General features: G+C 60.8%; 14 protein-coding genes. 6 read left to right on the top strand and 8 right to left on the bottom strand.

The annotated features are described in order from the left end of the window. Window positions 1–44: 44 nt before the first annotated feature. The 5 genes from slmA to coaBC form a co-directional block, all read right to left on the bottom strand. The gene (gene slmA / locus Q7L05_RS02755) at window positions 45–659 is read right to left on the bottom strand and encodes a nucleoid occlusion factor SlmA (protein ID WP_303901576.1); all 615 of its coding nucleotides are present in this window, start codon (window positions 657–659) and stop codon (window positions 45–47) included. 14 nt (window positions 660–673) lie between these two features. Next, window positions 674–1570 (bottom strand): acetylglutamate kinase, encoded by an 897-nt coding sequence (argB, locus tag Q7L05_RS02750; RefSeq protein WP_303901573.1) that lies wholly within the window; start codon window positions 1568–1570, stop codon window positions 674–676. A 22-nt stretch (window positions 1571–1592) separates the two neighbouring features. Further along, window positions 1593–2975, bottom strand: coding sequence for a phosphomannomutase/phosphoglucomutase (locus tag Q7L05_RS02745; RefSeq protein WP_303901570.1), 1383 nt, complete (start codon window positions 2973–2975; stop codon window positions 1593–1595). A 251-nt stretch (window positions 2976–3226) separates the two neighbouring features. After that, window positions 3227–3682, bottom strand: coding sequence for a dUTP diphosphatase (dut, locus tag Q7L05_RS02740; RefSeq protein ID WP_303901568.1), 456 nt, complete (start codon window positions 3680–3682; stop codon window positions 3227–3229). Further along, window positions 3679–4887, bottom strand: a complete 1209-nt coding sequence (gene coaBC / locus Q7L05_RS02735; RefSeq protein ID WP_303901565.1) for a bifunctional phosphopantothenoylcysteine decarboxylase/phosphopantothenate--cysteine ligase CoaBC — start codon at window positions 4885–4887, stop codon at window positions 3679–3681. Before coaBC ends, dut begins: the two co-directional genes overlap by 4 nt. A gap of 411 nt (window positions 4888–5298) precedes the next feature. Between coaBC and radC the strand changes: the two genes are divergently transcribed. The 3 genes from radC to rpmG all read left to right on the top strand — a co-directional run bounded on the left by radC (window position 5299) and on the right by rpmG (window position 6656). After that, a complete protein-coding gene (radC, locus tag Q7L05_RS02730) occupies window positions 5299–5973 on the top strand; it encodes a RadC family protein (RefSeq protein WP_303901562.1) in 675 nt (224 codons plus the stop codon). Window positions 5974–6239: 266 nt separating this feature from the next. Next, a complete protein-coding gene (rpmB, locus tag Q7L05_RS02725; protein ID WP_092996896.1) occupies window positions 6240–6476 on the top strand; it encodes a 50S ribosomal protein L28 in 237 nt (78 codons plus the stop codon). Window positions 6477–6488: 12 nt separating this feature from the next. Beyond that, window positions 6489–6656: a 50S ribosomal protein L33 gene (gene rpmG / locus Q7L05_RS02720; protein ID WP_092996899.1), complete on the top strand. Its 168-nt coding sequence runs from the start codon at window positions 6489–6491 to the stop codon at window positions 6654–6656. Window positions 6657–6826: 170 nt separating this feature from the next. Here the strand turns inward: rpmG and metA are convergent, their stop codons facing one another. After that, complete coding sequence (gene metA, locus Q7L05_RS02715; protein WP_303901557.1) at window positions 6827–7894, bottom strand: homoserine O-succinyltransferase MetA; 1068 nt, start codon at window positions 7892–7894, stop codon at window positions 6827–6829. A 27-nt stretch (window positions 7895–7921) separates the two neighbouring features. After that, on the bottom strand, window positions 7922–8707 hold the full coding sequence (locus Q7L05_RS02710; protein ID WP_411293310.1) for an ATPase: 786 nt from the start codon (window positions 8705–8707) through the stop codon (window positions 7922–7924). A gap of 260 nt (window positions 8708–8967) precedes the next feature. Here Q7L05_RS02710 and Q7L05_RS02705 point away from each other — a divergent pair, with 260 nt between their 5' ends. Beyond that, complete coding sequence (locus tag Q7L05_RS02705) at window positions 8968–9339, top strand: hypothetical protein (RefSeq protein ID WP_303901552.1); 372 nt, start codon at window positions 8968–8970, stop codon at window positions 9337–9339. A 356-nt stretch (window positions 9340–9695) separates the two neighbouring features. Here the strand turns inward: Q7L05_RS02705 and Q7L05_RS02700 are convergent, their stop codons facing one another. Next, window positions 9696–10136: a universal stress protein gene (locus Q7L05_RS02700; protein WP_303901549.1), complete on the bottom strand. Its 441-nt coding sequence runs from the start codon at window positions 10134–10136 to the stop codon at window positions 9696–9698. A 278-nt stretch (window positions 10137–10414) separates the two neighbouring features. Here Q7L05_RS02700 and Q7L05_RS02695 point away from each other — a divergent pair, with 278 nt between their 5' ends. Both Q7L05_RS02695 and Q7L05_RS02690 read left to right on the top strand, forming a co-directional pair. Next, a complete protein-coding gene (locus Q7L05_RS02695) occupies window positions 10415–11071 on the top strand; it encodes a metallophosphoesterase (RefSeq protein ID WP_303901546.1) in 657 nt (218 codons plus the stop codon). Between the two features lie 209 nt (window positions 11072–11280). Continuing rightward, on the top strand, window positions 11281–11913 hold the full coding sequence (locus Q7L05_RS02690) for a YkgJ family cysteine cluster protein (protein ID WP_303901543.1): 633 nt from the start codon (window positions 11281–11283) through the stop codon (window positions 11911–11913). The last annotated feature ends 94 nt before the right edge of the window (window positions 11914–12007 follow it).

Below are 12007 nucleotides of genomic sequence, written 5' to 3'. Positions count from 1 at the left end.
TCCTGCCCTCTGCGGTGAAGTCATCGTCTTTGGCTCAACAGCCGTCACCGATCCAGGGCCATGGCCGGCTCGAGCAGGGCCGCGCGCAACAGTTCCCACTGCTGATCCCAGTGTTCCAGGGGCGAACGGGTAAAGCCCGAACGCACGAACTGATTCATGCGCCCCTCCGCCGTGGCGAGGAGCAGGTTGGCGACCGCCGGAACCGGCAGGTCCGTGGCGGTATCCCCAGTCGCCTGACCTTCGCGTAGTGCCTGTTTGAACTGGGTCTCGATCCGATCGAAAAACTGACCGACACGGGTGCGCAGCCGCTCCGTTTCGCCGGTCAGCGCGTCACCCATGAGAATGCGGGTGATGCCGGGATTGCGATCGGAAAATCCCAACAGCACGAGCAGGATCTTTTCGCAGCGGTTCGTGACCTGACGCTCGTCAGCCACGATACGGTTGATCAGCCCGAACACCGACTCTTCGATAAACTCGATCAGTCCCTCGTAGATCTTGGCCTTGCTGGGAAAATGCCGATACAGGGCCGCCTCGGATACTCCCACGGCGCGGGCGAGCGCCGCCGTGGTGATGCGTGCGCCGGGACTGGTCTCCAGCTCCAGGGCGAGCGCCTCGAGGATCTGCTGCCGCCGTGGCGGTTTGTTGTTCTCGTTGTTCATACGCCCACTCCCCTTTAACCGTTTTCAATCAACGTACCAACACCGGCATCCGTGAATATCTCCAGAAGCAGGGCGTGGGGCACGCGCCCGTCGATGATATGGGCCGTCCGTACACCGGACTGTACCGCCTCCAGTGCACAGCGGATCTTGGGTAGCATGCCGCCATGGACCGTGCCATCGGCGATCAATTCGTCGACGCGAGTGGATGAAAGGCCGGTGAGCACCTCGCCCTCCTTGTCCAGCAGTCCGGCGATATTGGTCAGCAGTATCAGCTTTTCGGCATCCAGACCCTCGGCCAACTTGCCGGCAACCACGTCGGCATTGATGTTATAGGACTGTCCATCACGGCCCACGCCGATCGGTGCCACCACGGGAATAAAGTCGCCGTGAATCAGCATGTCGACCACTTCGGCATTGATATGCTCCACCTCTCCCACATGGCCGATATCGATGATTTCGGGCGTATTCATCTCCGGCGCGCTGCGCGTGAAGGTCATCTTGCGGGCATGTATCAGGTCCCCGTCCTTGCCGGTTAGCCCCACGGCACGGCCGCCGTTGCGGTTAATCAGCGAGACAATCTCCTTGTTGACCAGACCACCGAGAACCATCTCCACTACATCCATGGTCTCCGAATCGGTTACGCGCATGCCTTCGACAAACCGGCTCTCCTTGCCGATACGATCCAGCAGCTCGCCAATCTGCGGACCTCCGCCATGCACGACGACTGGATTCATGCCCACCAGCTTCATCAATACCACGTCCCGGGCGAAGCCGGTCTTCAGGGCGTCATCCACCATGGCATTGCCGCCATATTTGATTACCAGGGTTTTTCCCGAGAAGCGGCGAATGTAGGGTAGCGCTTCGCTTAGTACCTTGGCGCTATTAAGGGCTGCGTCACGATCTTGAGTCATGGCCTAACACTATGGTTTGTTGTCAAAACGGTAGTTTGATGTCGGGTTGCACATCCCGCATCACCCGCCGGAATCGGGCCTGGATGCGTTTCAGCCCCGAAACGTCATCCGCTTCGAAGCGCAACACCAGACTCGGGGTGGTATTGGAGCGGCGAACCAGCCCCCAACCATCGGTAAAGTCGGCCCGCACACCGTCAATCGTGGTCAGATACGCATCACCTAACATTCCGCTTCGCTCCGAGAAGGCGTCCATAAAGCGTTGCGGCTCGCCCTCCGCCATCTCCACCCGCAATTCCGGCGTATTAATGGCATCGGGCAGTGCGGCAAACACCTCCGAGGGCGATCGGATATCGGCAGTCAGGATCTCCGCCAGCCGGGCTGCGCTATAAAGGGCATCGTCAAAACCGTACCAGCGCTCGGCGAAAAAGAAGTGTCCGCTCATCTCTCCCGCAAGGGGGGCGGCGGTTGCTTTCAGGCGCGCCTTCAGCAACGAGTGCCCGGTGAGCCACATCTCCGGCGTGCCGCCGGCGGTCCTGATTGCCTCGCCCAACCGGCCGCTGCATTTCACGTCGTAGATAATCTTCGCACCCGGACGGCGCGAGAGCACATCGCGGGCAAAGAGAATCATCAACCTATCGGGCCAGACCGGTTTGCCTTCCCGGGTCACCACGCCCAAACGGTCGCCATCCCCATCGAAGGCGAAGCCCACATGGGCACCGGACCGGGCCACCGTTCGGGCGAGATCTACAAGGTTCTCCGGCTGGCTGGGGTCGGGGTGGTGGTTGGGAAAGCGGCCGTCCACCTCACAGAACAGCTCCACCACCTCGCAACCGAGACGCCTCAGCAACTCCGGAGCCAACAGCCCGGCCGCCCCATTACCGCAATCGACCACCACCTTCAGGCGCCGCTTGAGTCGGACATCGGAGACGATCCGCTGCAGATATGCTTCGGACACCGCGACGACGCGGCGCCCGCCGCGCCCCTTGGCCAGGCGGTTTTCTCTGAAACGCCGGCGCAGACCGGTTATGGCGTCACCCGAGAGGGTCTCTCCCCCGACCATCATTTTCAGCCCGTTGTAGTCGGGCGGATTGTGGCTACCCGTCACCATCACACCATTTCCGTCGGTGCGGGTATGGGCTGCGAAATAGAGCACGGGCGTCGGTATACAGCCGAGGTCCAGCACTTCGAGACCGGTCGCCTGCAGCCCGGCGGCCATGGCCTCCATCAGCCTCGGCCCGGAGAGACGACCGTCACGTCCGAGTGTAATGCGCGTTGCACCGCGTTCGCGGGCTTCGCTGCCCAGGGCACGGCCTATGGCCTCGACCTGCGGCGCATCGAATCCTTCGCCCACCAACCCGCGAACGTCATAGGTGCGGAAAATCGTCTCCGGAAGTACAAGGGTCATAATTGAGTGTTTCCCATCCTGGAACGATGACCTTGCCGAGATCGCCTGAACGCCGACCCACTGACACTCGCCGCAGAGGGCACGGTGGTTCGCAGGAAAGACTTCAGGGTTGAGATCGCTCTCTTTTCACCTGTTTCCATAGAAGGAACTCCGCGAAACTCGGCGCACTCAGCGCCTCTGCCGTGCAATGTGGTAATCCATGCGCGGAGACGACACCCGGAGCCATGCACACCAGTCCGGACGAGGTCTCGTTACCGGGTCCCGGTGTGACCGAAACCGCCGACCCCGCGGGCGCTTTCGTGAAACTCGTCCACGACCGAAAACTGCACCTGGGCAACGGGGACAAAGACCATTTGCGCGATCCGTTCACCGATTTGGATGGTAAAAGATTGATTTCCCCGATTCCAACACGACACATAGACCTGTCCCTGGTAATCGGAATCGATGAGTCCGACCAGGTTGCCCAGTACGATGCCATGCTTGTGACCAAGCCCGGAACGCGGCAGTAATACGGCCGCGAGCGTCGGGTCCCCGATATGGATCGCAAGGCCCGTCGGAATCAGGTGCGTCTCTCCGGGCGCAAGACTCAGCGGCTCTTCCAAACAGGCACGCAGATCCAGGCCCGCCGAACCGTCGGTCGCATAGTGAGGCATGGGGATGGCATCCCCCAACCGCTCGTCCAGAATCTTGAATTCGATGTTTCTCATACCTTCTCCCCATTCGGCATACGCGCCCTCACCCGGTCCAGCAGCCGGTGTGCCAGCTCCGATTTGCGCATGGGAGGAAGCGCGTCGTCGCCCCCCTCCCAAAAGACGTGAAGCGCATTATAGTCACTGTTGAAACCACCCCCTTCGGCCCGTTCGCCCACCCGGTTGGCGGCGATCAGGTCGAGGCGCTTGTTGCGCAGCTTATTACGGGCATTGACCGCCAGATCTTCCGTTTCCGCCGCAAATCCCACCGTAAACGGTCGTTCGGCGAGCCTGGCGACGGCGACCAGGATATCGGGGTTCCGCTCCAGTTCCAGGACGAACCGCGCCTCGTTTTTTTTGATCTTTTCCGCGGCCGGCAACCTGGGCCGGTAGTCGGCCACCGCCGCACAGCCGATGAAGAGCTCACCGGGGGCGGCCAGCACGGCCTTCAGCATCTGCTCGGCGCTCTCCACGTCGATGCGCTCCACCCCCACGGGTGTGGCCAGTGCCACCGGGCCGGCCACCAGCCGTACCCGGGCACCGCGTGTGCTTGCAGCGGCGGCCAGGGCGAATCCCATTTTCCCCGAACTGTGGTTCGACAGGAACCGCACCGGGTCCAGCGCTTCCCGGGTGGGACCGGCAGTGATGGTCACCGCGACCCCGTCGAAATCCCGGGGACGAAGGAGGCCCGCCAGCTCCTCGACCAGCGACTCCGGCTCCAGCATGCGCCCCGGTCCGGTCTCGCCACAGGCCTGTTCGCCCTGCGCCGGTCCCAACCGATGGATACCGCGTGAGGCCAGGCGGGCCATGTTGTCCACCGTTGCAGGCGCCGCCCACATCTGCCGGTTCATTGCCGGGGCCACCACTAGCGGAGCTTCGGTGGCCAGGCAGAGGGTAGCCAGCAGGTCGTCCGCCATCCCGGTCGCCAGCCGGGCGAGAAAATCGGCGCTGGCGGGGGCCACCAGGACCAGATCGGCCCAGCGCGCCAGCTCGATATGCCCCATCGCCGCCTCATGGGCCGGGTCGAAGAGCTCGCTTCGAACCGGATGGCCGGAAAGCGCCTGGAGGGTCATGGGGGCAATGAACTGACCCGCAGCAGGCGTCATCACCACCTGTACATCGGCCCCGGCGCGGCGCAGCTCCCGTACCAGTTCGGCACTCTTGTAGGCAGCGATACCACCCGTCACGCCGAGCAAAACCCGTTTGTCAGTAAGCGCTTGCATATCCTCGATAGTCTATCACCAGTAGCGAGTGGCTAGTAGCGAGTAGCGAGTGGCGAGTGGCGAGTGGCGAGTGGCGAGTGGCGAGTGGCTAGCAGCGAGTGGCTAGTAGCGAGTAGCGAGTGGCGAGTGGCGAGTAGCGAGTAGCGAGTAGCGAGTGGCTAGGGACGAGGGATGAGCGAATGGCGAGATTCGAGATTCGAGAGGCGAGAGGCGAGAGACGAGAGACGAGAGACGAGAGACGAGAGACGAGAGACGAGAGACGAGACGTATAGCCTAGTCACTTGTCACTTGTCACTTGTCACTTGTCACTTGTCACTTGTCACTTGTCACTAGCCACTAGCCACTCGCTACTAGCCACTAGCCACTGAACAGCGATAGAATCGAGATGATTTTCGACACGGAGGTTTGCAGATGGCGATCACGGACTGGCCGGCTACCGAGCGGCCGCGAGAGAAGCTTCTGGAACGAGGCGCCGATAGCCTGTCGGATGCCGAACTGCTAGCGATTTTCCTGCGCACGGGCGTGCCGGGCAAGACTGCCGTGGACCTGGCCCGCGATTTATTGAGCCGCTTCGGCGGCCTGCGCCCGTTGCTGGAGGCGGATCGGGAAGGCTTCTGCGAGGCCCGGGGGTTGGGCGAAGCGAAATTCGTGCAACTTCAGGCGACGCTCGAGATCAGCCGTCGCCATTTGATGACGGCGCTTCGACGCGGGGATGCCCTCACCAGCCCCGATGCCACCCGACGCTACCTGGCGGCGCGGCTGCGAGGTGAAGGCCGGGAAGTCTTTGCCTGCCTGTTCCTCGATAATCGTCATCGGGTATTGGCCTATGAAGAGCTCTTCTTCGGTACCGTGGATGGTGCAACGGTACATCCCCGCGAGGTCGTCAAACGCACCCTTAGCCACAACGCCGCCGCCCTCATACTCGCTCACAACCACCCCTCGGGGGTTGCCGAACCCAGCCGTGCGGACGAACACATCACCGGCCGCCTCAAGGAGGCCCTGGCCCTCATCGATGTCCGGGTACTCGATCACCTGATCATCGGCGATGGCCAGATCACCTCCCTCGCGGAACGGGGGATGCTTTAGCGAAAGACCCCGGAGCGCACAGGATTCAAAGGGCGTAGAAACGGGATCAATGACCGGGAGGCGCGGTGTGACCCCATTCCAACGGCCTCCATGGCAACCGGCCCGCCATCGATATAACCCGTTGAACTTACGAACGTTTCCAATCTCTGTGGCCACCGAGGTTGGAAATTCCCTTTCAGCTTTCACTTGTGACTCGAAACGCTTTCTGCTATAAAGTCCGGCTTTCTGCCTTCGGGCAGACGAATTTGGAAATTGGAGGCGGAATCATGTCCAGGGTATGCCAGGTAACGGGCAAACGTCCGATCACCGGTAATAATGTTTCGCACGCCAACAACAAGACCAAGCGCCGTTTCCTGCCGAACCTGCATTCCCACCGGTTCTGGGTGGAGGGCGAGAAGCGCTGGGTCAAGCTGCGGGTCAGCAGCAATGGCATGCGTATTATCGATAAGAAAGGCATCGACACCGTTCTCGCGGAGATTCGTGCCCGCGGCGAAAAGGTGTAAGGAGGATCGGTCATGGCTAAGGGTATACGCGAAAAGATCCGGTTGGTCTCCAGTGCCGGAACCGGTCACTTTTATACGACAGACAAAAATAAGCGCAACATGCCGGAGAAGATGCAGATCAAGAAATTTGATCCGGTGGTTCGCAAGCACGTGATGTACAAGGAAGCGAAGATCAAGTAACTGACGCCTCCTTGGTACCACATGTTCAAAAACCCGGTCCCGGCCGGGTTTTTTATTGCCCGCCGTTCGACGCCGGGGCTCCCGGACGGCCAATAACCAAGGGGCGCGGGGCAAAAACCGATCGTTCCTTTCCCCGAGCCCCCGTGGTCGCTTAGCTCAGTCGCCGGTGGTCAGCCGCGCAATCCGAAGGGATCGTTCGGGTCGATCCCTTCCTTGAACGGCCGCTTGCGGTCATGGTGCGTCAGCTGATACACCCGTCCGATCCACTTGTTGATGATTGCCTCGGCAGTATCATGCCAGGTGTTGTCCAGATAGCCGGCGATCAGTTTCTCCGGAAACTCGGGGGTCGGCTCGCCCCGTTCACGAGCGCGGCACACCCGCAAGCGGTGCTCATCGAGAATGGCCTCTGCCTGGGGCGTGAAATAGTTATCGATGGATGATGGGTAGTCATTGCACTTCCCGGCGCCAAACAGCGTCACCTCCCGTTTGTACTCCTTCAGCAGGCTGATGACGTCGTACTCCGGATGGCCCTGGAAAAACACCAGCCGGAAGAGATCTTCACTGGTCGCCAAATGCACTCCGGCCTCCTTACTCTCGGCCAGCACCCGACAGCCCGCCGATTCGAACTGCTCCCGTTCGATTCCGTTAAAACGGGAGTGAGGCACATCGAAGCGGGTGTTAACGCCCGCAACGAGCGGATGCGGTCCGGACACCCGATGTGAGTAGACACCCCAGCGCTTGAAGCCCAGCGGCCGGCGCTTCTGACCATAGCGGAACTCCATGACAGCGTGAGTCGTCAGGCATGAGCAGAGGGTCGAGGTGACATTGTCATAGGCCCAGTCGATGACCTCGATGAGCGGCTTCCAGAAGGGCTGTTTCGACAGCTCCGGTCCCTGCACGTTGGCGCCGGTGATAATCAGGGCATCAAGCCCCTCGCTCATCAGGTCCTCGAATCGCTCGTAGTAACGCTCGATGTGTCCGGCCGCATCAGGCCCCCGCTCGAGCTCCTTCAGAGTGAAGGGGTGCATATAGAACTGGGCGATCTGGTTCGCCTCGCCGACCAGCCGGAAGAACTGGCGCTCGGTGGCGGCAAGGGCCGCATCGGGCATCATGTTGAGCAGTCCCACATGCAGTTCGCGAATATCCTGATGCACGGCCACCTCGCGCTCGAGGACGTTCTGTCCCTCCTGGCGGAGGCGGCTGAAGGCAGGGAGTTCGGTATTGGCGACCAGCGGCATCGGTTCGGTTACCTCGAAAACAAAGGGTTACGACTGACGGGCAATGGCGGTCTCGATGAGCGCCAGGAAATCCGCCTCACTCTTCACCTGCCACAGTTCGTTGGTAGTCACGGTATAACCGTAGCTGTCGGCCATCGCCCGATAACGTGGGATACGGGAGTAGAACAGGCGCGGAAACACCCAGCGGACGAAATCATCCGGGTCGATCTGCGCCACATACTCCAACCTGCGCTCACTCCTATAGATGGCGAGTTGTTCATCCAGAAAGGCCTCACGATAGTAGAGCGGCTTCGGATCCGAGGCGGCCCGTCCGATGAGCTCCTGTTCATCTTTTTCCGTAGCCTGGATGTAGAGCAGCAGGGTTTCCCGCTCCAGTACCTTCGTCACCTCGGGATCATCCAACTCGCAAACGCTGCCACCGGCATCGTTGACGAAATGACGATAACCATAAATACTCTGAGCCTTCTCGATGAAGGCGGGCACATCCTTGAGAGCCGCCACCTCGGCCTGGTGGTGCAATCCCTGACGGCGTTTAAACTCCTGCAGGGATAATCCGCCTTTCTCAGGATTACCGATTTTGCCCATGAAACTGGCGACCGGCTTCAGATGGTCGACGGTAATATTGTTGCGGATATAGATGGAATCCGACCGCAGCAGATCACGAAGAAACGGCACCTGCATCGCCTGCTGCTTGATGTTGTCCAGGATTGGCTCGTCCAGGTAGCGGGTACCGATACGGTAATCGGCGGAATAGTGAAACCAGCTGCCCTGCAGCAGAATGTTTGAGAGGCGGGTTTTGCCCACGCCCGACATTCCCAGCAGGGTGATACGCTTGGTTTCCCAGTTTCGAAATTGCTCGGCACTCAGCTTCACGACAGATGCTCCAGCAGAAGACCCGGGGAATTGTAAAGCAAGGACTTCACACCTGTCAGGCAAGCGAATGCCCCGGCTTGATTTCTTGGCCCATTTACCCGACTTATCCGCCATTATGTCTGTGTTTGTCCCTGCATGCGATAAGGATGCAGGGCTCCTGGACGCCACCCGGTTATCGGTTTGGTACATCTTCGCGCAGGGTGAATGGAAAGCAGTCATCGCGTCCGGCACCGAATGACGGCAGTCGTTGGCGCAATTCTGGCGCACTCCCCGGCACCGATCACGGCTGGCGAACGTCGCGGGTCAGCCGATCGGAACCACAGATCGAGAAGGTCGACCTGTCGGCCGTGGCGCGGGAAACCGGGACACTGCTGCAGCCGATGAATCCGGACAGGAGTGTCGATTTCGTCGTCGAAAAGGGGCCCACTGCCGCGGCCGATGCCAACCTGCTGAGGGTGGTCATGGAAAGTCTGCTCGGTAACGCCTGGAAGTTCACCTCAGGACGTGGCCTCGCACACTTCCGGTTCGGCGTAACGGAGTTCGCGGGCGAATCCGCCTTACTATGTCCGTGACAATGGGGCGAGTTTCAGAATGGCCCAGGCCGGCCGCCTCTTTGTTGCCTTCGAGCGGCGGCATGCGCAGCGCGAATTCTCGGTCACGGTATCGGCCTGGCCACCATCTCCCGCGTCATCCAGCGGCGCGGCGGACGTAGCTGGGCGGAAGCGCACCCGACCGGGGCGCCACCTTTTATTTTACCTTTCCACCTTGGGCGAGTGAACGGAGCTACTCCGCATCAGGATAGCCACAGGGTTCCACAGGAGAGTTCTCCTGCCAGTAGGTCGGTCTTCAGACCGACCGCCTGGCGGAGGAAGGATGCACGACGGGCTTTAGCCCGACCTACACCGCCGTCACAAGACATCAACCGCTCCTAGCCGGGCGTCCAGCCCTTCCCTTGAACGATGAGCACGTCGCACGGGGCGCTTGCCGCCACATGGTCCACCGTAGTGCCCAACCGGCCGGGATTGCCCAGAGCGCCCAGCACCACGACGTCGGCCTGCTGTTCGTCGAGGTATTCGATAATACCCCGTCGTGCCGAGTAGCTGGTGAGCGTCACATGGCGTTCTGCATCACTCAGGTGTACCCGTTCAGCCCAATCCGCCAGCCGTTTTTCGGCCTTTTTCCTGATGTAGGACTCGGGGTCGTCCCGCTCCTCCATGAGGCCGGCCACTTCTCCCGGCAGATACTCGACCACATGCAGCAGCGTCACACGCCCACCAGAGCAGCGTGCCTGGTCTGCGACGCGCTCCGCTGCCGTATCGGCTGCTTCGGTCAGGTCGGTGGCGAAAACGATATGACGATATCCCGCCATGGCTGGTCTCCGTTTTATGGTGTCCTTAAGAGACAAGATTAGGCCATTGGCGGGGCAGGGAGCTTCCGTTGTTGAGAAATATGCGATGCGGAGCCTTCGCGGGTCGCTGCTCCTGCCTCCAACCGGGCTCCGCGACCTGTAGGAGCGGCGGAAGCCGCGAGAACCACATCAGTGATTCGGGATTGCCAGCGGGTCGTGTTCATAGCGATGGCCTATTGTTTATCGGGAGGGCTAATGTTTTTTCTGGCGTTCTGTTGCGCCTTTGCTACCGGGACCCCATGGGACGCATCGAACGTTTTTCTCCCAATACAATCGGCCGGGATTTCGTTGCCGGCGACGTTCATGGCCAGTTTCATCTGCTGTCAGAGCAGCTCGATCGGTTCGCTTTCGATAGTCGGAACGATCGGCTGTTCTGTGTCGGCGACCTTATTGATCGCGGGAGGGATTCCCAGGCAGCCGTACGGTGGCTGGAGTATTCCTGGTTTCACTGCGTACGCGGCAATCATGAACAGATGGCGCTGGACGCCCAGTCGGACAGTAACGTCCGTTTCACCTGGATGTTGAACGGTGGTGAATGGTGGGACGACACCCCGTCACCGATCCGCCGGAAACTGCTGTCTCTGCTGGATGCACTCCCGATCGCCATCGTGATCGAGACAGCGCATGCCCCTGTCGGGATCGTTCACGCCGATCTGCCTCCCGAAACGCGCTGGAGTGATTTCCTGGACCAGGTGGAAAGAGGCGACCGCAATGCCATCAACACCGCTCTCTGGAGCCGCCGTCGTGTCTACAACCGTAACAATACCGGTGTTCCGGGCGCAGCCGAAATCTATTGCGGCCACACCATCGTTGATGTGCCGCTCACCCTCGGCAATGTCCACTTTATCGACACCGGAGCGTATACCACCGGGAGGCTGACCGTGGTTCGCCTGTGAGGCAGGCGCGATACAAGTAGGGCCGAAAGACCCCTTTTGCTGCCGGGATACAGGTAGCGCCCGGATACCATGCGCCTCTCCCGCGTCGGGTCGAGATGCGGCCGTTATCTCGACGATTTTATGGTCCTATATCGCTGTTCAACCCATGTTTGGGGCGTAGACTGACCGGCGTGTTACCATCTCGATCCGTTTTTCCAGCCGAAAGAACCATGTCCGATACACCCTGTTCCGGCCCCGTGCGACTGCACTTTCCCCAAGCCGAAAGCCGCCAGGACTGGCTGGCGCCCCTGCTTGACGCCTATCATGCGACCGACCGGGGCGTAGATGAGGCCATCCGCCGGGAGCAGCGTCAGGGACGGACCCTGGCCTGCGGCAAGGGTTGCGGCAGCTGCTGCGAGACCCACACCACCATCCCGGTCTACCCCCTGGAGCTGGTCGGGCTGTACTGGTATGCCACCGAGCAAATGGAACGTGAGATCCGGGAGCGGTTGCGTGTTTCACTGCGCGCCTTTGAGACGGAAGCTTCGTGTCCGTTCCTGCTGGACGGACAGTGTGCCGTGCACCCCATGCGGCCCATGGCGTGCCGCCAGTTCAACGTATTCGGGCAATCGTGCGCAAAAGGCGAAGATGCCTATCACACGCGACGGGGGGATGTGCTCACCCCGATCCGCCGCTATCAGGATGAAGCCTTCTTCCATCTGCTGCCGTTTCACGGCGTGAAATCCAAGGCCGAACGACGCCGGGCGATCAAAAAGGGAACCGTTCACGCCCTGGCAAAGGTGCTGCAGGAACTCGACTGGGGCCGGCTGGCCGATCGCATGGATGCCTTTGATCAAGGATGAGGGTCAGCAGTCGAACAGGGTGCTAGTGTACTGTTGCATGCTTGGCGGTGCTTTCAGCGAGCCGCTGGCCGGCCAGATGCAAGGCGCGCTTGCG

This window comes from Thiohalomonas denitrificans (assembly GCF_016841685.1).
Classification (GTDB): Bacteria; Pseudomonadota; Gammaproteobacteria; order Thiohalomonadales; family Thiohalomonadaceae; genus Thiohalomonas; species Thiohalomonas denitrificans_A.
The sequence above is the reverse complement of the archived record's forward strand: the minus strand, read 5'-3'. Positions and strand labels throughout refer to the sequence as shown.